The sequence below is a fragment of the Mesobacillus maritimus genome, from assembly GCF_044803185.1.
In the GTDB taxonomy this organism is placed as follows: Bacteria; Bacillota; Bacilli; order Bacillales; family Cytobacillaceae; genus Mesobacillus_B; species Mesobacillus_B maritimus_B.
On sequence record NZ_CP085225.1, the window covers coordinates 2,224,984 to 2,244,846 of the forward strand.

Genomic DNA, 19,863 nt, shown 5'->3' on the forward strand with positions numbered 1-19,863 from the left:
GTTTATTTAGATTTAATTGCTTTTACTCTGCCAACTTGTCCATCCGTAAGCCTTACCTTGATTCCATGTGGATGACTACTAGAGTTAGTTAAAATGTCTTTAACAATACCGCTAGTGAGCTTCCCCGATCTTTGGTCAGCCTTTAAGACGATGTCGACTTCAATACCTGGCGTAATATCTTTTCTATTTTGACCATTCATTCTTAAACACCCATTTTTCTACGGGAATTGCTGACTTTTTTCGTCTGCTGGCTTTTCATTTTTTTCGTTGTTTGTGATTGATTCAGGTTCGCATTCCCTGAAGAATTTTGGTTCTTTTTATTTGCTAGTTGCTTTTGAATTGCTTCTTGTAGAGACATTTTCTTTCCTTGTTGTTCAGATGCTTGTGTATTATTTTTGTTTTCCATGGATTTTGTCCTCCTTACCCCAAATGGGTAAGTTAAGTATACTGATTCTTTAAGCGATATTCAATTTATTAATTATTTATGGTTTCGCTTTAACGGATTAGCTAAGAACCAATAAGTATTGTATCTGATTTTCCGAGAGCGGGGTTATCGCTTGAATCTGGTATCCGATGCTAAGAAATTGGGATAAAGTCTCAGCACAACTAGGCTGGGGCGGTTCTATTGGCGCATGCTTGCTTGTATAAAAGCCAATTAGTTGATTTTGAGTGGTGCAATGAAGCAAGACCACATGTTTCCCTGTCCAAGCTTGACCAATTATGGGTTGAATTTCTCTTCTCATCGCAAAACACCTACATTCATAAGTTGATATAGCATATGCAAATCTTGGGATTATGTTATGAAAAGTCAGCGGAACTCTGGAGGGAGTAGGGTACCAAACATATTTTTCTAATTCGGTATAATCTTTCCTGAATTATTACAAGAAAATACGACTTTTGGAGTATTTTATCGAAATGAATCGAAAAAGCTTTCTGCAGGATGTATAATAGGATAGGATTTTGCAAGAAGCTAGATTAATAAGGGAGGATCTAAATACGATGGAATGGGCAATAGCAATTTTATTTGGAACAGCAGTCATCCTGCTGATTGTGTCATTTATAAAAGCGGGGCAATCATCAAAGGTGGAGCAGCGAGAAATTGATACAGTCTACGTTTCTTTAATGGAGGAAGTCAACAAGCTCCAAGAACAACTAAGAATCGTTGAACTTGATGCGGAAATAACAGCTCAAGAAGCTAGAATCATAGGAACGAATTCAAAAGAGAGAATTCTTCTTCGCGAAATACTAGACTTATACAAGCGTGGTTACACAATGGAAGGGATTGCCGCGAAAACAAAGTTAAATGAGAAAGAAATTGAATACTTGCTAGCTCCTTACAAGGCTTCAAAGATAGAAAGGAGAAAAATGGCAAATGAAGGCTAAGAATATGCGTAGCTTTGCAGCAGGTATCTTGCTTGCATCAGGTGTATGTGGTGTCGTATACTTCTTTGGCTCAAGTAAAGTTGTTAGTACCCAATCAGCTGAGTCGGCTGAGCAAGACCCACCCACTGAAGATGAGATGAAAGAAATGCTAACTTCTGATGGCTATGTCGTCATGACGGAAGAAGAATGGCTAGAGGAATTAACTGCAGTAGAAGCAGCTAAGACAGAGGAAGCAGAGCAATCAACAGATAAAAAAGAAGAGAAACAGGATCAGACGGGAGAGGTAAAAGAAGTAATTATATACCGCACCGTTCTGAACGTTGCCTCAGGAATGACCAGCATTGATGTTGGGAATGCCCTAGTTAAGGGGAAAATTATCGATAATGCTAAAGCGTTTTTTGATGAAGTAGAAAAAAGAGGCTTAGCAAACGACTTACGTCCAGGAACCTTCGAATTAGACAGCGAAATGAGCATGGATGAGGTTATGAATACAATTTTCAAATAAAGAAAAGCTTGATGAATATTTACTAGTAAAGCGGATCCCCATTTTTTCTCGGGATCCCTTTTGCTATGTTTTAGAACAGGTATACATAATTCGCATTTTCTAGCATAAAAAAGAGGTTTATAGTGTCCTTTACCGAATACATTTAATAACGGAAAAATATGGGATGAGTACTAAAATACATGAATATGTTGGTTAAATGGAGATTAAAAGGTAGTAGATGGGCTGCTATTAAGAAAGTGAAAAAGGCTATCACTTAACCTAAGAATGTGATTTACAGTGGACTAACTGGATTAAGAATAAGTATCGGAGGGACAAAAATGGAGGATGCACAACATACTCCAGATATTAAGGTTGCCCCACTGATGGCTGTATTAATATCTGGGGCTTTTGTAGCGATTTTAAATCAAACGCTCCTGGTTACGGCGTTACCTCATATTATGAATGATTTGCATTTAACTGAAAATACCGCCCAATGGTTAACCACCATTTTTATGCTAGTCAATGGAATCATGATTCCCATCACAGCCTTTCTAATTGAAACGTTCACGACTAGAAAGCTATTCCTAACCGCTATGGGGTTGTTTATCGCAGGCACGATTGTATGTGCCTTTGCACCGGCTTTTTCCATCATAATGGTGGGAAGGGTGCTACAAGCTGCAGGGGCGGGAATCATGATGCCATTAATGCAGACCATCTTTTTTATTATTTTCCCGATTGAAAAGCGCGGACAGGCGATGGGGTTGTTCGGTTTAGTGATTGCCTTTGCCCCAGCAATTGGCCCGACCTTATCAGGGTATATTGTTGATCAATTTCCATGGAGAGCATTGTTTTTTATCATTCTCCCGATTGCAATCATTGATTTCATTTTCGCTTATCTGCTATTGAAAAATGTTACAAATCAAACCTTTCCTAAATTGGATATTCTCTCCATTATTTTATCAACGCTTGGGTTCGGTGGGCTTTTGTATGGATTTAGTAGTGCTGGGAACTTTGGATGGGGAAGCATGCAAGTTATCTTAACGATTTTGATAGGAGTGACGTCACTTGTCATCTTTATTCTGAGACAATTTAAATTAAAACAGCCTATCCTACAATTTAAAGTATTTACATACCCAATTTTTACAATCTCAACTGTACTGGGCATGATTGTATTCATTACGATGATTGGCGGTGCTACAATTTTGCCGATTTACATGCAAAATATGCATCATTATACCGCTTTTCAGTCGGGTCTCATGCTATTGCCCGGAGCTATCGTAATGGGCGTTATGAATCCGATTACCGGAAGGATTTTTGATAAGTTCGGGGCTAAATGGTTAGCGGTAATCGGTTTGATTCTGATTACTACTTCAACGTTTATGTTCACGGATTTAACGGCGACCACCTCGTTCACTTTTTTAGCAGTGGTGAATGCTGTAAGAATGTTAGGGATTTCAATGGTGATGATGCCTGTTACGACGGCAGGTTTGAATACATTGCCGATTAGGCTAATTCCACATGGATCAGCGATGAATAATACGATGAGACAAGTTTCTGCATCCATCGGTACGGCCTTATTGGTCACTATTATGACAAGTAGTGCGTTGGATCCTGTTAAGTTTGGTAAAGAAGGAATGATTCATGGAGTGAATGTTGCGTTCATGGTAGCCGGAGTTTTGGCGGCCATTGGGATTGTTATGGCATTTTTCTTGAAAAAATCAGAGCCAGATGGTGCAGAAGCAAAAGAACAGGTAGCCTCAGATAAATAAAAGGAAGGTGACAGGCATTATCCAAAAAAGTGGATGGTGCCTGTCACCTTTTTAATCGTTTAGGAAATTATAAAAGGTTAAGGGTGTGGATAATTGTACTCGTTTTTGGTATCCAGTTCCAGCGCCCTAGCGGCTAGTGTCCTTCGCTCTCCAAGTAAAAATCGGCTTTTAGATTTTTACCGCCATAACGATTGCGTCAAGCACGAATGCGCCTCCGGCTCTTCGTGTTGTCTAGCTCCAGCGGCTAACTCCTCGGGTCATAAGCCACCCCGGAATTGAAGGCAAAAAGCGCCTTCTATTCCGGTTTGTCTTATGCCTGTCGGAGTTGAACGAGCCGCTTGCGCTTTTCGTTTTCCTTTATCTCAGTTGGAGCGCTCCGGGCCATACGCCGCTGAACAGGGCGCTTGCGCTTTTGTTTTTTTTTATTGACGTACTTCTCACCCGGTGGTATGATTTTTCTTTTTGAGAGAAATTCAATCGAAGATTTTTGATTAGATAAATGGGAGAAGGGGTGCTGTCTATATGTCAACTGAGCAGAGAAAAAAGCTTGGCATTTTGATGGTGAATATGTTTATTGCAATAGGGAGCTTTGGGATTATTATTCCGATTTTGCCTGCTTATTTAGAATCAATTGGGGAAGGTGGAACAGCAGCTGGATTAATGATTGCCATTTTCGCGGGAGCGCAGCTTATTATGTCCCCAATTGCTGGAAAATGGACAGATCAGTATGGCCGTAGAAAGATGATTATCATCGGTTTAATCGGGTTGACGTTGTCGATGTTTATTTTCTATGGTTCAAATACTATTTGGTGGTTGTATGTTTCCCGTGTAATCGGAGGCGTTGGGGCGGCGTTATTAATTCCTGCCATTTTTGCCTATGTCGCCGACATTACAACTATGGCGCAGCGGGCCCGTGGAAATAGTTTGGTTTCTGCGTCGATGTCATTGGGTATTGTTATTGGCCCTGGAATTGGTGGATTCTTAGCAGATTATGGTTTGAAAATGCCTTTTTTAATTTCCGCATTGGTTTCACTTGTCGCCGTTATTTTCTCGGTAATTGTTTTAAAAGAAAGCAGAACAGAACAGCCATCGACCATGATGAATCATCAAGACGAGTCAATGGCAAAGAAAATGGTGCGTTCGGTTAAAATGCCGTATTTCATTCCACTTATTATTACACTTGTGATGAGTTTTGGACTTATGTCATATGAATCCGTTCTTGGTCTTTTCGTTGATAATCAGTTCGGGGCAACACCTAAGGAAATAGCGATTATGATCACTTCTACAGGTATTGTAAGTGTCATTGTTCAGCTTTTCATAGTTGACCGACTTGTACAACATTATGGGGAAAGAAAAGTGTTAAACATCTTTTTGGCAGTCGCCGCTTTAGGGTTTATGCTGTCATTATTTTCGCCAAGTTATCTATTCTTTTTCGGAACAACACTCTTGATCTTCCTGGCAACATCTATCCTACGCCCTGTTCTGAATACCCTCATTTCAAAATTAGCAGGGGATGAACAAGGGTTTGCAATGGGAATGAATAATGCCTATATGAGTATTGGAAACGTACTAGGGCCGACTCTAGCCGGAATGCTTTATGATGTAAACATCATCTATCCATTTATATTAGGGCTAATTTTGTTAGTTGTAACACTGTTGACAACCATTATGTGGCAGAAACAATCTTTTACTAAAAAGCTTAAGGTAAAGGTAGAATAGCAAATAGAAAAGCATCGGCCAAATGTGACCGATGCTTTTTCTATTTGCTTAGTAGTGATTTCTAGATTAACGGTTATTTTCTAATTCCTTCACATGCTTTTCGTCAATCTGCTTTTCGATTCTTTCTAGTTCTTTCTCATCTAATAAAATTTCCTTCTTGTTGTTGCTGATTAGGGCTTGCATGCTTAAATTTTGTTTTCTCATTTTGATTTTCCTTTTCTATGATAATTTTTTGTGAATATTTTAATATACATAAATATAACAAATTTTCAGATAATAATCAAGAGTAAGACTAAAATTATATTTTTATATACATACAAATCCTCTGCATTAATGAAATTGGGCTCATTTTCACCTTTTTATCCTTGCTCGTGAGCAATGGGAGTCAGTAAATAGGAGTTTAGGATGGTCAAGCAGATATAGCGACAAAACAGGTTAAATCCTGGATGAACCATACTTAGTGAATTTAAAAGGTGAGCAATTATAGTAAAATAATGTAAGGGGCATGTATAGTTCAATTCTCTTAGCAAAATATATCTTTATCGTTATTTTTTTGCTAAGGGGGAATTGAATGAAGGGGTTGTATCGTATACTCCTTATCCTTGTGATTATGAATCTAATTGGATGTGTGGGGTTCCAAAATGAAACGAAGCCAGAAGGTGGAGACATTCGTGAATATGAGCACCTAAAAACAAATTCAAATGGAATCGACGATCGCTATATCACCCAAACCCTAGACGGTAATATTAGTATCCTGAAACAGGACGCAGTTGGTATTGAAGGCTCATCTGAGGAGTACCACGGACATATTTCTAGTCGACCAGAAGTGAAGGGGGCCAATGAAAAACCACAAGCTTCCAATCCATCCTACAAACAGATTCAGCTATTAAGTATCCATGATTTACATGGTCAACTTAATGTGACACGCAGGGTAGACGGAAGACCGGTTGGCCGAGTCGACTATTTAGCTGCCTACCTTAAACAACGAAAAGCAAATCATAAACATACCCTTTTGATACATACAGGAGATATGGTAGGGGCTAGTCCTCCAATTTCAGCATTACTACAGGATGAGCCTACAATAGAGATTCTAAATAAATTGAAGTTTGATATTGGAACGGTCGGTAATCACGAATTTGATGAAGGAATTGATGAACTTCAACGCCTAATTAAAGGGGGGAGTCATGAGCAGACTGGGGAGTTCCGAGGGGCAAATTTCCCTTGGGTTGCAGCTAATGTCGTAGACAAAAACGGAAGACCGGTTCTCAAACCCTATGAAATTTTAAAGATAAATGGAATGCCGATTGCCTTTATTGGAGTGGTCTACTCCGAGACCCCTAATATCGTTGTACCGAATGGGGTGGAGGGGATAAAGTTCACCGATGAAGTGGAAGCAATCAATCAATATATCGCTGAAATAAAAAAACAGGGTGTGCGTTCCGTTATTGTACTAGCTCACAATCCGGGCTCCTCAGGAGTTAATGGCGAGAATGCGACTGGAGAGTTAGTGGATATTGCAAATGGTGTTGATGATGAAGTCGATATTATTTTTGGCGCTCATAACCATGCCTATATGAACGCTATGGTCGACAATAAACTATTGGTTCAATCCTACTCATATGGAACCGCGTTTTCTGATGTTGACATTGAGATTGATCCAAGTACAAAAGATATTGTTACGAAAAGGGCGGAGATTATTACTACTTTTCAAGATGAAATTGACCCTGACCCTGAAATTTCGCAAATGCTCAAAGACTATGAAAAAGTGGTCGAACCCATTGTCAACGAGGTTATAGGGTCAACTTCAATGAATTTAACATCTTTGAGAAACGATAGTGGTGAATCGGTAATGGGAAATATCGTTGCTGATGCACAAAGAAAAGCGATGGGAACCGACTTTGCCTTCATGAATCCAGGTGGGATTCGAGCGGATATAGATAAGGGCGAAATCACTTGGGAGCAAGTATATATCGTGCAGCCGTTCAATAATGACCTTGTAAAAATGAGGATGACAGGACAACAAATTCGGGAAGTACTCAATCAGCAGTGGGGACCTAATACAACGATGCTACAGATTTCAGGATTTTCATATACTTGGGATGGAAGGAAACCAGATAATCAAAAAGTAATTAGTATTCAGCTTCCGGATGGTACAGAAATGGATTCCAATCAAACCTATACGGTAACCGCAAACTCTTTCCTTGCAGGCGGTGGCGATGGTTTTACAGTCTTTACAAAAGCACAGGATAAAGAGGTAGGTCCTGTTGATTTAGGAGCTCTTGTTGACTATATCAGGGTACAACCTCAACCAATGTCTTTTAGTTTGGATGGCCGAATCAAAAAAGTTGAATATTAAATTAGCTATTCTATCTTTTTAACCAAAAATTTCCTTTTTAATTATTGGTTGACAACTAGTAGGTATTTTGCAATAATAAGGTCAATTAAATACTGGTACCTTTAATTCAGTCCCGTGAGGCTGACAAGGACAGCGGAATGTATGATAATCATTGGGTGAGGTGTATCCTGCTCTTTGGCTTATCATGCGGAAAAGGCTTCTTGTCGGAAAACGGCAAGAAGCCTTTTTTCGTATCCGTATCGTCATATACACTCGAAGGATCCTTCGGTACCAGTTTCAAACACAACATGAAATTGGAGGAAATGGTATGAAAAAAGTAGATTTGGATTTTTCGTTAGAGGCGGTACCACAGAATAATCGGAATGGATTTTGGAAGATGCTCGTCGTTATGCTGGGACTCACTTTCTTCTCAGCGAGCATGATGTCTGGTGGAACATTGGGGTTAGGGTTAACTTTCACACAATTTATTTTAATCGTTTTAGCCGGTAATCTTATTCTTGGAGCTTACACAGGAGCACTTGCGTTTATTGCCGCAAAAACAGGCTTATCGACTCATTTGCTTACCCGTTATGCATTTGGTGAAAAAGGATCCTACTTATCTTCTTTTCTATTAGGAGCCACACAGGTTGGATGGTTTGGCGTAGGGGTTGCGATGTTTGCAGTACCGGTACAGAAAGTGACAGGGTTAGATACGAATCTACTGATTATCGTTTCAGGAATCTTAATGACGGTAACGGCATTCTTCGGGATGAAGGCACTTGCTATCCTAAGTTTTATTGCTGTCCCGTTAATCACTGTATTAGGAAGTTTTTCCGTTTTCAAAGCTACAGAAACAGTAGGAGGATTTGAGGGGCTAATGCAGTACGAACCAACTACAACGCTTGGGCTAGCAGCTGCGTTAACCATCTGTATTGGGTCATTTATTAGTGCGGGTACACTCACTCCGGACTTTGCGCGTTTTTCAAAGACCAAACGTTCTGCCGTTGTAACAACGGTGATTGCTTTCTTCATCGGAAATTCCTTAATGTTTGTCTTTGGTGCAGTAGGAGCAATTGCCACAGGGCAATCTGATATTTCAGAAGTAATGTTCCTGCAAAAACTTATCCTACCAGCCATTCTTGTTCTGGGTTTAAATATTTGGACGACAAATGATAACGCGCTTTATGCATCAGGATTAGGTTTCTCAAGCATCACGAAGATTACAAAGGGTAAAGTCGTTATTTTCAACGGAATTGTCGGGACCCTTGCAGCCATGTGGTTATATAATAACTTTGTTGGCTGGTTAACCATTTTAGGAGCAACCTTGCCACCAATTGGTGCAATTATTTTAGCTGACTATTTCATCGTAAATCGTGGGAAATATAAAGAGTTTGCAAATATGAAGTTTAAAGCAGTAAATTGGGTAGCTTTACTCGCTTGGGGCGCAGGGGTTGCCACTGCAAACTTTGTTCCAGGGATTCCCCCAATCAATGCACTATTAGGTGCTGCGATTACATTTGTAATTGTTTCAAAACTATCGGCACAGGTTGAAGTGAAAAAGAGCGTTATAACTAGATTAGAAAAGGTGAGTTCATAAATGATCATTAAAAATGCAAAGCTTAGAGGGAAAGATGGGCTATGGAATATTGCCATAGAAGATGGAAAAATAAAGGATATTACTCGAGGTAAAATGGAGAAGATGGACCAAAAAGTCTTAGATGTAAATGGGTCTTTAGTGGCTCCACCTTTTATTGAACCCCATATCCATTTGGATACCACCTTAACGGCCGGGGAGCCAGAGTGGAATCAAAGCGGTACATTATTTGAAGGAATCCAAAGGTGGTCGCAAAGGAAAGAAAGCCTAACGTTGGAGGATGTAAAAACAAGAGCTAAAACGGCCTTGAAATGGCAGATTGCCCAAGGAATTCAACATGTTCGGACGCATGTGGATGTGACGGACCCGACTTTAACAGCTTTAAAAGCTTTGCTTGAAGTAAAAGAAGAAATGTCTTCTTATGTGGACCTTCAGCTTGTTGCTTTCCCGCAAGAAGGGATTCCGTCCTACCCAAATGGGGCAGAGCTGCTAGAAGAAGCTTTGAAAATGGGTGCTGATGTTGTCGGAGCCATCCCTCATTTCGAGTTCACAAGAGAACATGGAGTTTCTTCATTGAAAACGGCTTTTGACCTCGCAGAGAAATATGACCGTCTGGTCGATATCCACTGCGATGAAATTGATGATGAACAATCTCGGTTTGTTGAGGTAGTCGCAACCGAAGCCTACGAACGTGGTTTAGGGAGTAAGGTAACCGCTAGTCATACAACAGCGATGGGCTCTTATAATGATGCATACACGTACAAGCTGTTTAGATTATTAAAATTGTCTAAAATAAACTTTGTTGCAAATCCGCTCGTGAATATTCATCTTCAAGGGAGATTTGATACGTATCCGAAGCGGAGAGGAATCACGAGAGTAAAAGAATTGCTTGAGGCTGGTTTAAATGTTTCCTTTGGTCATGATGATATTTTTGATCCATGGTATCCACTAGGTACTGGAAACATGCTTCAGGTTCTACACATGGGCATCCATGTGAGCCAATTGATGGGGTACGAACAAATCGTAAACTCGTTTGATCTTATAACAAACAATAGTGCGAAGACCCTGAACATCGAGGCCAACTATGGTCTAGAAATTGGAAAACCAGCGAATTTTATTGTCCTGGATGCAGAAAACGAATACGAAGCAATCCGCAAGCAAGCGACAGTTCGCTACTCTGTTCGATATGGGAATATCATTGCAGAAACACAACCGAGAGAAACAAAGATTACCTTAGGAACAGAACCGGAAATGGTCAATTTCAATAAATAATTGAAAGTTGATTAAGAAAGAATACAGTACATTTCCACTAGCATCGTTTGGAATCAAATCTATGTAGTGCGAAAGGTGATTGTCACTTAAAAAATAACCAAAAAGAAGACCCTTTGATGAAATGGGTCTTCTTTTTTGCGGTTTAGTAATCTGTTACAATCACATCGCGATCTAAAAACTTTTCGATCACTTCACTAATTTGGAAAGATACTTGTGGCAAATCATAGTTCTCAAAAGAATGCTCACAGTTGTTTTTGTACTGCATGATTTCATCATAATGCTTCATATGTCGTTGAATATCCGCCTCATTATCTTCCCGGTCTTTCTGTCTTTTGATGACCGTTTCACGGTCTGCGTAAATAAAGAAACGCATAACACGGTCCCCATACATCGTTTTTAATTTCTCAGTGCCTTCAGGATTTAGTGTTAAATAGACAAGGTTATGAGATTCAAAGGCCTTCACAATATCTTGCTCACGAATGCCATAATAAATCCCATCTATTTCTACACTCTCTAAAAATTCCTGTTGGTCAAGCATATTCTTAAAGGTTTCTTCACTTACAAAATGGTAATCCTCTCCATTTTGCTCATAATGACGAGGGGGACGGGTCGTGTAAGAAAGAACAGTCTCCATATCAAACGCGGTCGCAACCATTTTGGCAACCGTTTTTCTTCCGGAACCATCTGGACCTGTGTAGATGAAGAGTTTTTCTTTTTCCTTAATTTTATACATGGAATAGCCTCCTTTATGAAATTGTAATTTTTATATAAAAAAAGGAATAAACAAGAATGTAATGTACTCGGTGGGTACTCCTTTTAATCTTAAAATTTCGGATACCATTATTATAACAAATTTTAACGTAGGAATGTTTGAGTTTTCAGATTTTATTTGCGTAGCCACTCCATATAAATGAAGAAAGTTAGTTGTGTGCCTTTTATTCTTCCTCTTTAAATAAGCTTTAATGCGAAATTGACAGTATAAAAAAATTGAAGTGCTAAAATCGTTGAGATTTAGCACTCTAATTTATTCTGAAATTTGTTGTTTTGAACCGTTAAAGGGAACCCGTTAAGACCCTCTATGTGACCTTTTTCTTTCTAGATACGTTTATATAGAAATTCTTTCATCAGAATTATTTCTTTGTCTATGCCTTGCTAGGAAATTGCGAACAAGCTGATTAAATCGTTCCTTAGCCTCTAATTTGGCTACATGTCCAGTTTTCCTCATAATGACAAATTCCGAATGAGGCATAAGTTTATGCATCCAAACCTGTATCCAAACAGGAATAACGGAATCATATTGCCCACCAATCACGAGTGTTGGAACGCTTATTTTACGTAGGAGAGCTAGATTATTTACTTTCAAACAAGAATGTAATGAATCAAAGAAGGCTTTATGATTAGGAGCAAAATGGTTGTCAAACTCTTCGAGGTGCTCATCTTCCCAAGAATATAGAGCTAATGCAGCAGCAGGTTTCTTTTTTCCGCCAGAGGTTAAATTTCTAAACTTTTTCTTTCGATAATTAATAAATAGTGGTGCGAGTTTCTTCGGGAAAAAATGGAATGTGCTAGCTAAAATTAAGGAACGGCACATTTCAGGAGCTTGACGGTAAATCTCCTGTGCCACAGCCCCACCCATTGACAAGCCAAGAATGTTAGCGCTTTCAATTTGACATTCCTTTAATAATTCAATAATATCAGATGCAAAATTTTGAATAGATATTTCCTCTGTAGTTTCATTTTCTCCATGACCTCGCAAGTCAGGAATGATTAATTCAAATTCATCTTGTAGTTCAAACTGGTTAATCCAACCTTCTTTCACTTCACCGAGACCATGTATCAACACCAGTGGCTCACCATTACCAAAATGCAAAAAGGGAATTCCTGCTTTGCTTAATTTTGATCTTGTCATAAATACCACCTTATTGATTATTTTAGATAAGTTTATTATCACACTGACAAAAGTGCAAATCACCAAAAAAAGCTATTTACTGGATTTATCGCCACTTTACAAATGTTTTCTCTCTATATCTCTCTTATGCTTAGTTTTTTAAATTTTCTGAATAATTGTGTGAAATATTGAATAATGATTTAAATTTATCCTTTTTTTGGGAATAGTACAAGGTATGAATGTTCAGATTCGGAGATGCATAGATTGTTAGGAACTAAAGTTAATTTAAAGAGCTTTCTTATTGCTAGACTTTAAGTAGCACTATGAATGGCTAGCTTAGGTTTGCTAATGGATGAAAGGAAGGTACGAAATGGAAAAGATAAAAAAGCTTATTTCCGGTGGACATTATCTAGTTTCAGAAACTGACTCAGATGCTGTTTTTAGCCCAGAGGACTTTACAGATGAGCATAAGATGATTGCGAAAACGGCGAGACAATTTGTAGAAAAGGAAGTTCGGCCACATCGAGAGGCAATTGAACAACAGGACTTTGAAAAAGTAGTATCGTTACTGCGTGAGGCGGGCTCACTTGGGTTACTTGCTCATAGTATCCCTGAGGCCTATGATGGCCTTGGCTTAGATAAAGTGAGTAAAATCCTTGTAGGGGAAATTGTCGGAAGTACAGGTGGTTACGGGGTTGCTCAATCAAATCATACCTGTATTGCTACACTCCCAATCACATATTTTGGAACAAAGGAACAAAAGAAAAAATATCTCCCAAAATTAGCATCTGGAGAATATTTAGGTGCTTATTGTTTAACAGAACCTTCAGCGGGATCAGACGCATTGGCGGCAAAAACCACAGCCTTTTTAAATAAAGAAGGAACCCATTATGTGTTAAATGGGACGAAGATTTTTATCACCAATGCTGTTTTCTCTGACACCTTTATCGTCTACGCAAAGGTAGATGGTCAAAAGTTTACCGCCTTCATTGTGGAAAAAGATTTTCCAGGCTTGTCTCTTGGCCCAGAAGAAAAGAAAATGGGGATAAAGGGATCATCAACGAGGTCCGTAATTATGGAGGATTGCCTAGTTCCTGTTGAAAATGTTCTCGGCGATATCGGGAAAGGGCATGTGATTGCCTTGAATGTATTAAACCTTGGTCGATTTAACTTAGGTGCGGCATGCATGGGTGGAGCGAAAGAAGCCTTAAAAATGGCTGTTGAATATACGAATGAGCGGGAGCAATTTGGAAAAACGCTTGCAGCCTTTGGAGCAAGCAAGGAAAAGGTTGCAAGAATGGCATCCAGAATCTATGCCGCAGAATCGCTACAGTATCGGACTGCCTCTCTACTTGAAGACGCTTTAGGAGATATTTATGATTGTGAAGATAGAAGATTGGTAGGAGCTAGGCTGATGGAATATGCCTTAGAGTGTGCGATTTGTAAGGTTTATGGATCGGAGACCTTAGACCAGGTGGTGGACGAGTCTTTACAGTTACATGGTGGTTCTGGTTTTATTCAGGAATACCCAATCGAACAGGCTTACCGTGATTCTCGAATCAATCGTATTTTTGAAGGGACAAATGAAATCAATCGTTTGCTTGTTACCGGAAACTTCTTTAAAAAGGTAGCCAAGGGAGAGCTTCCAGGAAAGGAAGCGATTTGGAATGCGGTTAGGCAGCTTCATGATGGGAATAGAGAACAGCTTAATGGTCCTTTGGCGAAGGAGAAAGCAGCGATTGCATCCATTCGAAGGGTTTTCCTAGCTTCTGCCGGAATGGTTTATGAGATACATGGGACAGAGATTTCCGAAGAACAAGAAACAGTAATGAAGCTTTCCGAAATCGCCATTGAATTATTTGCGGGAGAATCCGCTGTGTTGCGCTCTGAAAAGCAAATCAAGAAAAATGGTCTTGAGAAAGAAAAAGTAAAGAAGCTTCTTGCCGAAATGGTTGTCGAGCAGAGCGTATTAAAGGCTCAGGTTCTTACGCAAGAAATCATCGGTGGCCTAGATACTGACAAGCCAAGCATCTTAAAGATTGCTCCATTGATTAAACAAGAAATAGCTCATTATCATGTCGAGAATCGTGTAAGCAGAATCCGAGAATTGGCGGCTGTGATCAACGAAGCTCGACAGTATACCTGCTAAATGTTTAAAGGATGAAAAACCTACTGAATTTTTAGTAGGTTTTTCATATTAAAAATTGGTAAAGTAAACCTTCTGAGTTTGGATGTTTTTAGAACTTCCAGAGTTTGGATATAAATAGAAAAATTGGGAACCCTAAGAATGCGTGTAAGATTTTATTAAAAGGGGGTTTCCTGATGGAACTAGATAAAAACATGCAATTTGAAATTAAAAGTGGCTTTATGCCAAATCTCAGCCGTTCTGACTCTTTAACCATTCTTGAGGTGACACCAAATAGTGTCGTCATTCAGATGAATAAATCCAATGGAAGAGGCGTTTTCCCATCTGAAAATCTTCAATACTGGATTAAAAAAGGTTTACTTGTAAAAATGGATGACCAGCACAAGAAAACCTCTTAAATACGATTAGAAAAACTATTCTTTGAAAACATTTATGTAAGCCCATAATTGTGAATGCCCGACTTTTCAAAAAGAAGTCGGTCTTTTTGTTTGGCTCTTTTCTCAAACTTTGTCACTTTTGGGTGCAAAATAGGATGGATGAGGCTTTGTTCCACTGTAAAATGGCTTTTAAATTATGAGAAAAGAGCTTGCAAACTTCCTATAACGAACAAAATTACTTATCTTGCGTTAAAATCGGCTTTAGGTAGTAAAAATCGGTTTTAAGATTTTTACAATTTTAACAACAATCTTTACGAAAAGAGCCTTTTGTTTTAGTGGCTACCATTCATCCCTCCAAAGTAGGATACTATATAATGGAGATGAGTATCACGCTGGTTCACTATTTAATTAGTTAAAAATTTCTGGATTTTTTACATTCGGAGGGGATGAAGGTGTCAACAGACCAATGGGATATGAGCGGGAACGTCTGTATGATAACTGGTGCCAATGCGGGGATTGGTAAAAGAGCAGCCAACCAGCTGGCGAAGTTAGGTGCAAAGGTTATCATAGTTTGCAGAAACATGACAAGTGGAACCAAAGCAGCAGAAGAAATCGTAAATGAAACGAACAACAAAAATATCCAGGTGTTACAAGCCGATCTTTCTTCTCAAGATAGCATAAGAACATTGGTTGAAAACTTCCGTCAGGAATATGACCAACTCGATGTGCTCATACACAATGCAGCCAATTTCGATTTATCGATGAAAGAGCCTATTCTAACAGAGGATGGGGTCGAAGCCATCTTTGCGACAAATCATTTGGGACCGTTTTTACTAACCAACTTGTTACTAGATTTGCTTAAAAAGAGTCGGGGACGGGTCATCACAATTGCCTCGAAAGGATTAATCGCCTATCCTAATTTGTTGATTGAATTTGATAATTTGAATGGAGAACAAAAATACTCTCCAACCAAAGCATATTATCAATCGAAAATGGCCCAGCTCATGTTTACCTATCACGCAGCCGAATTATTTCAAGGAACGGGTGTAACGTTTAACTGTATCCGAGTCCCTGCCGTACAAGTAAATTTAGGTAGGCATGAAAATGTCCCCGCTTTAATGAAATATGCATACAAATTAAAACGTAAATTTTCAATCCCTCCTGAAGTGATGGCTCAAACCTACACGTATCTCGCTGCAAATCCAAGCCTTTCAGAAACTACCGGTAAGTACTTTGATGAAAATCAAAGCATTGTATCCTCGTCTAAAAAATCATATGATCGAGAAGTCTGGTCAAAACTTTGGGATATTAGCAATCAGTTAACACATATTGACCAATGGTAATATAAATTTTGAGGGGGCAACCAAACGGTCTGCCTCTTTCTTCTATTCTTGGGGGAAAATGAACCTTTTATGGTTCCTAGAAAATGGGCTTGTAAAAATGGAGAATTCTTCCTGTTGGTTGCGTACCTTGTAATAACGGGGGTGTTTAACATTAAAAAAATAAAACGGAAAGTACAGGTGATTTTTAGTTCGATTTTCTTGGTGGGTGCCTTCACTTTTGGATTGGGGTTTGCCCATAACTCTCTGGTGCAGGCGGAAGGTGATTTTATTGTGATTCAAAAGGGTGATACTTTATATAGCATCGCCAAACGGTATGGAACAACCGTTCAAACGTTAAAAGAAGACAATAGCCTAACAAGTGATTTGATTTATGTTGGGCAGAAGCTTCAAGTGCCTGGCCCACCTCAAGCTGAAACGTTGTATGTTATTATGGGTGGTTCGTTTAGTAAAAAAAGCAATGCGGATAAACGTGTAGCATTCTTAAAACAGAAAGAGATTGATGCAGTGGTGGTAACTAAGGTCATCAATAATAAAACACATTATCGTATTCAAGCAGGAGCCTTCTCAAAAAGGGAAAATGCAGAAGAACAACTAAAGAGGCTGAATAGTGCAGGGATAAAGGATGCCTATATTTTATCTTCAAAACCACTTCATTTAAATGGGATAACAGTTGGAAATAACTACAATAAAGTAGTTGAAAACTTTGGTGCCCCAAACTTCTCCGAAGAACAACAGAACACAATCTCCCATTTTTATATGGATGAAGGGGCAGGGCTCCGCGTGCAACTAAAAAACGGGAATGGCGCTGTGGATCAATTGCAAGTTTATCCAGAGTACTTGCCAGTTATCAATATCCCGCGGGAAAAAGCACAAGTGCTCGAAACCTATGAACATCCTAATACGGTAGAAAAAGTATCGTGCTATGAAACAGCGGATTGTGAAAAAATGATCTATCAGCTTAACGGTCTTCAATTGACAGTGCAAATCGGTCGTGACGGTAAAACCGTTCAATATTTAGAATTAAGCAAATTACCTTAACTGTAAACTCTAATATTGGTAAGTAGAGAAAGCATCCAATAGCTTTCTCCGCTTACCAACTCGGATTCTTTATAATTACATAATTTTCACTTCGCGGTAATTTAGTGGTGCACCCTTGTAAGCAGAAGCTAGACCATGTTTATCAATCGAGGATTTTTGAACTTCCTTATAGGGTAGTGCTACCTGAAGTGGTCCCATCAAGGGAGATACAGAAAGTTTTATATACTCTTTAAAGCTCCAGTCTGCAGAAATAGGCTGATTGTGAGCAAAAGGGAAAACCTGCGGGAAACCATTACGAAAAAATGGGTATTCCTTCGTTTTCGTAGTACCTGGTTTGTTCAGGCATAAATACAGCGAGAGATTATCACAGAATTTCAGAATATCTAAGTGATATAGTAAATTCTTTTCTTTTACGCTATTACCATTGATATTGAACCGATTGAGTAGTTGCTGTTGTCTGTTATTTTCTTCACTCACAAACCGCCTACTCACAGGGGATGTGGGATTATGAAGAAAAGAAGTGTAGTGTAAACTACATAATAATGCCGCATATTTGTTTAGGTTAAAAACCTCTTCAATCCCTCTTTTATAGTAAGTTATTTTAGGTTCCGCAGGATAATCCATAAAAGAATAGGGTTTTTGGTTTATAGCATTCCATTTTGGATTTTTATCTAGTTCAATCCAACCACGATCATGCTCGTAGCATGCTAGGACGACGTCCTGTTTATGATCAAGCTCAGGAAAATACTCTTCTTTCCAGTTTTCGGCTATTTGTCCTGAAACCATAGCATGGTCGTGTTGGGTAACCATAATAAAACTTTGGTCTTGCTCGAGTATGATCATTTCGTATAGTCCCTTTCTTTTTACTAATCTCCCTTTGTCACAAAAATGATAGTGGAAGCTGATCGATATAATTGTTACTTATGTATACTCCCAAGCGGGTTTTAACATTCTTGAATGGAAACACGATTGTTTCGCTGATGGTCTCATTTTAATGGATGAATATGTTGAGGACAAAATAATTTAGTTATTGGCTGAAAAGTTTCCTATACTATAAACGTCAGGCTCTAACTTTAACTATTAAGCACGAACATGAAAGGGGATAAAAAGTGGCGGCTAATATTAAATATGAAATCACCGAAACGATTGGAGTGATTTCAGAAGGCGCAAAAGGTTGGAAAAAGGAATTAAACCTTATCAGTTGGAATGAACGCGAGCCAAAATACGATATCCGTGATTGGGATTCATCACATGAAAAAATGGGCAAAGGGATTACTCTATCTATAGAGGAAATGAAGGAATTGAAGAAATTACTGGAGAGAATTGATCTATAGTATTTGATTGTTGTGAAAAGGCCTTTAAACCTTAGAGAAGGTTTAAAGGCTTTTTTTAACAAATAATGATTGACACATTTATTTAGGACGTTACATAATGTATATATGAGCATATATTCATATTTAAAAGATAAGGGGGAAGTTTTTATGGGACACGGTCATTCTCATGGCCATCATCACCATGGTCACGGAGGTCACCATGGCCACGGCCACCATCATCACTCAAACAATAAAAAAGCTCTACTTTGGGCTTTTATATTAATCGCAACCTATATGGTCATTGAATTTATTGGCGGGTTGATGACCAATAGCTTGGCCTTATTGTCAGATGCTGGCCATATGTTAAGTGATGCGGCTGCGCTTGGGCTAAGCTTATTTGCGATTAAATTAGGAGAACGGTTGGCAACAAAGAAAAAGACATTTGGTTTTAAGCGCTTTGAAATTATCGCAGCAGCAATAAACGGAGCAACCTTAATTATTATTTCCATTTTTATTATCAATGAGGCTATTGAGCGCTTTATCCATCCACCAGAAGTGCAAAGTCTAGGAATGTTAACCATTGCAGTCATCGGACTCCTAGTTAATATTTTGGCAGCCTGGATTCTGATGAGGGGAGACAAGGATGATAACCTCAATGTTCGGAGTGCTTTTCTCCATGTCCTTGGTGACATGCTAGGGTCAGTTGGGGCCATCGTTGCAGCACTTGTTATTTACTTTTTCGGCTGGGGGATTGCTGATCCAATTGCTAGTGTGATTGTGGCGGCACTTATTTTATTCAGTGGTTGGAGAGTAACCAAGGAATCTCTTCATGTTCTAATGGAAGGCTCACCAGAACATCTGAATGTCGATGAGCTAAAAGAAGCACTCCTTAGCGTAACGACCGTTCAATCTGTTCATGACCTTCATGTTTGGTCGATTACATCTGGAGTTCCCATGCTGAGTTGTCATTTGGCCATCTCTGGAGAAGGTCGGCACGATCAAGTGTTGCATCATGCGCAAACCCTTCTTCATGATCAGTTCGGAATTGACCATAGTACCATTCAAGTAGAATCAGAGAATGCAGGCTGTCCTAGTAAACATGATCCATGTAATTAAGGCTGTTTTCGTAAAGATGGGTGTTAAAATTGTAAAAATCTTAAAACCGATTTTTACTACCTAAAGCCGATTTTAACGCAGAAGAA

General features: G+C 39.0%; 20 protein-coding genes. 13 read left to right on the forward strand and 7 right to left on the reverse strand.

The window, feature by feature from the left end:
• Positions 1 to 2: 2 nt before the first annotated feature.
• The 3 genes from LG336_RS10560 to LG336_RS10570 form a co-directional block, all read right to left on the reverse strand.
• Complete coding sequence (locus LG336_RS10560) at positions 3 to 200, reverse strand: YwbE family protein (protein WP_404332508.1); 198 nt, start codon at positions 198 to 200, stop codon at positions 3 to 5.
• Positions 201 to 202: 2 nt separating this feature from the next.
• The gene (locus LG336_RS10565; RefSeq protein WP_404332509.1) at positions 203 to 406 is read right to left on the reverse strand and encodes a hypothetical protein; all 204 of its coding nucleotides are present in this window, start codon (positions 404 to 406) and stop codon (positions 203 to 205) included.
• 97 nt (positions 407 to 503) lie between these two features.
• Positions 504 to 743, reverse strand: a complete 240-nt coding sequence (locus LG336_RS10570; RefSeq protein ID WP_404332510.1) for a hypothetical protein — start codon at positions 741 to 743, stop codon at positions 504 to 506.
• A 256-nt stretch (positions 744 to 999) separates the two neighbouring features.
• On the opposite strand from LG336_RS10570, the gene LG336_RS10575 reads away from it, so the two are divergent.
• From LG336_RS10575 to LG336_RS10590, 4 genes are all read left to right on the forward strand, one after another.
• Entirely contained in the window at positions 1,000 to 1,383 is a 384-nt protein-coding gene (locus tag LG336_RS10575; protein WP_404332511.1) for a hypothetical protein, read from the forward strand.
• On the forward strand, positions 1,373 to 1,888 hold the full coding sequence (locus LG336_RS10580) for a hypothetical protein (RefSeq protein ID WP_404332512.1): 516 nt from the start codon (positions 1,373 to 1,375) through the stop codon (positions 1,886 to 1,888). Before LG336_RS10575 ends, LG336_RS10580 begins: the two co-directional genes overlap by 11 nt.
• A gap of 317 nt (positions 1,889 to 2,205) precedes the next feature.
• Complete coding sequence (locus LG336_RS10585) at positions 2,206 to 3,636, forward strand: MDR family MFS transporter (protein WP_404332513.1); 1,431 nt, start codon at positions 2,206 to 2,208, stop codon at positions 3,634 to 3,636.
• A gap of 522 nt (positions 3,637 to 4,158) precedes the next feature.
• A complete protein-coding gene (locus LG336_RS10590) occupies positions 4,159 to 5,355 on the forward strand; it encodes an MFS transporter (protein WP_404332514.1) in 1,197 nt (398 codons plus the stop codon).
• Between the two features lie 66 nt (positions 5,356 to 5,421).
• On the opposite strand, the gene LG336_RS10595 is transcribed toward LG336_RS10590, so the two are convergent.
• Positions 5,422 to 5,559, reverse strand: a complete 138-nt coding sequence (locus tag LG336_RS10595) for an FbpB family small basic protein (RefSeq protein WP_404332515.1) — start codon at positions 5,557 to 5,559, stop codon at positions 5,422 to 5,424.
• A 367-nt stretch (positions 5,560 to 5,926) separates the two neighbouring features.
• Between LG336_RS10595 and LG336_RS10600 the strand changes: the two genes are divergently transcribed.
• From LG336_RS10600 to LG336_RS10610, 3 genes are all read left to right on the forward strand, one after another.
• The gene (locus LG336_RS10600; RefSeq protein ID WP_404332516.1) at positions 5,927 to 7,711 is read left to right on the forward strand and encodes a bifunctional metallophosphatase/5'-nucleotidase; all 1,785 of its coding nucleotides are present in this window, start codon (positions 5,927 to 5,929) and stop codon (positions 7,709 to 7,711) included.
• 307 nt (positions 7,712 to 8,018) lie between these two features.
• Positions 8,019 to 9,287, forward strand: a complete 1,269-nt coding sequence (codB, locus tag LG336_RS10605) for a cytosine permease (RefSeq protein WP_404332517.1) — start codon at positions 8,019 to 8,021, stop codon at positions 9,285 to 9,287.
• Positions 9,288 to 10,556 carry a cytosine deaminase gene (locus LG336_RS10610; RefSeq protein WP_404332518.1) on the forward strand — a complete coding sequence of 423 codons (1,269 nt, stop codon included), beginning with the start codon at positions 9,288 to 9,290 and terminating at the stop codon, positions 10,554 to 10,556.
• A gap of 142 nt (positions 10,557 to 10,698) precedes the next feature.
• Here the strand turns inward: LG336_RS10610 and LG336_RS10615 are convergent, their stop codons facing one another.
• Both LG336_RS10615 and LG336_RS10620 read right to left on the reverse strand, forming a co-directional pair.
• Positions 10,699 to 11,289: a guanylate kinase gene (locus LG336_RS10615; protein ID WP_404332519.1), complete on the reverse strand. Its 591-nt coding sequence runs from the start codon at positions 11,287 to 11,289 to the stop codon at positions 10,699 to 10,701.
• A gap of 372 nt (positions 11,290 to 11,661) precedes the next feature.
• Entirely contained in the window at positions 11,662 to 12,465 is an 804-nt protein-coding gene (locus LG336_RS10620; protein WP_404332520.1) for an alpha/beta fold hydrolase, read from the reverse strand.
• A 349-nt stretch (positions 12,466 to 12,814) separates the two neighbouring features.
• On the opposite strand from LG336_RS10620, the gene LG336_RS10625 reads away from it, so the two are divergent.
• From LG336_RS10625 to LG336_RS10640, 4 genes are all read left to right on the forward strand, one after another.
• Positions 12,815 to 14,593: an acyl-CoA dehydrogenase family protein gene (locus LG336_RS10625; protein ID WP_404332521.1), complete on the forward strand. Its 1,779-nt coding sequence runs from the start codon at positions 12,815 to 12,817 to the stop codon at positions 14,591 to 14,593.
• Positions 14,594 to 14,766: 173 nt separating this feature from the next.
• The gene (locus tag LG336_RS10630; protein ID WP_404332522.1) at positions 14,767 to 14,988 is read left to right on the forward strand and encodes a hypothetical protein; all 222 of its coding nucleotides are present in this window, start codon (positions 14,767 to 14,769) and stop codon (positions 14,986 to 14,988) included.
• 431 nt (positions 14,989 to 15,419) lie between these two features.
• Positions 15,420 to 16,310: an SDR family NAD(P)-dependent oxidoreductase gene (locus LG336_RS10635; RefSeq protein ID WP_404332523.1), complete on the forward strand. Its 891-nt coding sequence runs from the start codon at positions 15,420 to 15,422 to the stop codon at positions 16,308 to 16,310.
• Positions 16,311 to 16,379: 69 nt separating this feature from the next.
• Complete coding sequence (locus LG336_RS10640; protein WP_404332524.1) at positions 16,380 to 17,348, forward strand: LysM peptidoglycan-binding domain-containing protein; 969 nt, start codon at positions 16,380 to 16,382, stop codon at positions 17,346 to 17,348.
• A gap of 75 nt (positions 17,349 to 17,423) precedes the next feature.
• Here LG336_RS10640 and LG336_RS10645 read toward each other — a convergent pair whose 3' ends face one another.
• Positions 17,424 to 18,191, reverse strand: coding sequence for a DUF3891 family protein (locus LG336_RS10645; RefSeq protein WP_404332525.1), 768 nt, complete (start codon positions 18,189 to 18,191; stop codon positions 17,424 to 17,426).
• Between the two features lie 266 nt (positions 18,192 to 18,457).
• On the opposite strand from LG336_RS10645, the gene LG336_RS10650 reads away from it, so the two are divergent.
• The gene (locus LG336_RS10650; protein WP_404332526.1) at positions 18,458 to 18,682 is read left to right on the forward strand and encodes a YdbC family protein; all 225 of its coding nucleotides are present in this window, start codon (positions 18,458 to 18,460) and stop codon (positions 18,680 to 18,682) included.
• Positions 18,683 to 18,829: 147 nt separating this feature from the next.
• Positions 18,830 to 19,777, forward strand: coding sequence for a cation diffusion facilitator family transporter (locus LG336_RS10655; RefSeq protein ID WP_404332527.1), 948 nt, complete (start codon positions 18,830 to 18,832; stop codon positions 19,775 to 19,777).
• Positions 19,778 to 19,863: the final 86 nt, after the last annotated feature.

Bases quoted from the DNA above. Each gene is read 5' to 3' on its own strand.
- LG336_RS10560 (WP_404332508.1), bottom strand. From the start codon at position 200: ATGAATGGTCAAAATAGAAAAGATATTACGCCAGGTATTGAAGTCGAC.
- LG336_RS10565 (WP_404332509.1), bottom strand. From the start codon at position 406: ATGGAAAACAAAAATAATACACAAGCATCTGAACAACAAGGAAAGAAA.
- LG336_RS10570 (WP_404332510.1), bottom strand. From the start codon at position 743: ATGAGAAGAGAAATTCAACCCATAATTGGTCAAGCTTGGACAGGGAAA.
- LG336_RS10575 (WP_404332511.1), top strand. From the start codon at position 1,000: ATGGAATGGGCAATAGCAATTTTATTTGGAACAGCAGTCATCCTGCTG.
- LG336_RS10580 (WP_404332512.1), top strand. From the start codon at position 1,373: ATGAAGGCTAAGAATATGCGTAGCTTTGCAGCAGGTATCTTGCTTGCA.
- LG336_RS10585 (WP_404332513.1), top strand. From the start codon at position 2,206: ATGGAGGATGCACAACATACTCCAGATATTAAGGTTGCCCCACTGATG.
- LG336_RS10590 (WP_404332514.1), top strand. From the start codon at position 4,159: ATGTCAACTGAGCAGAGAAAAAAGCTTGGCATTTTGATGGTGAATATG.
- LG336_RS10595 (WP_404332515.1), bottom strand. From the start codon at position 5,559: ATGAGAAAACAAAATTTAAGCATGCAAGCCCTAATCAGCAACAACAAG.
- LG336_RS10600 (WP_404332516.1), top strand. From the start codon at position 5,927: ATGAAGGGGTTGTATCGTATACTCCTTATCCTTGTGATTATGAATCTA.
- codB (WP_404332517.1), top strand. From the start codon at position 8,019: ATGAAAAAAGTAGATTTGGATTTTTCGTTAGAGGCGGTACCACAGAAT.
- LG336_RS10610 (WP_404332518.1), top strand. From the start codon at position 9,288: ATGATCATTAAAAATGCAAAGCTTAGAGGGAAAGATGGGCTATGGAAT.
- LG336_RS10615 (WP_404332519.1), bottom strand. From the start codon at position 11,289: ATGTATAAAATTAAGGAAAAAGAAAAACTCTTCATCTACACAGGTCCA.
- LG336_RS10620 (WP_404332520.1), bottom strand. From the start codon at position 12,465: ATGACAAGATCAAAATTAAGCAAAGCAGGAATTCCCTTTTTGCATTTT.
- LG336_RS10625 (WP_404332521.1), top strand. From the start codon at position 12,815: ATGGAAAAGATAAAAAAGCTTATTTCCGGTGGACATTATCTAGTTTCA.
- LG336_RS10630 (WP_404332522.1), top strand. From the start codon at position 14,767: ATGGAACTAGATAAAAACATGCAATTTGAAATTAAAAGTGGCTTTATG.
- LG336_RS10640 (WP_404332524.1), top strand. From the start codon at position 16,380: ATGGTTCCTAGAAAATGGGCTTGTAAAAATGGAGAATTCTTCCTGTTG.
- LG336_RS10645 (WP_404332525.1), bottom strand. From the start codon at position 18,191: ATGATCATACTCGAGCAAGACCAAAGTTTTATTATGGTTACCCAACAC.
- LG336_RS10655 (WP_404332527.1), top strand. From the start codon at position 18,830: ATGGGACACGGTCATTCTCATGGCCATCATCACCATGGTCACGGAGGT.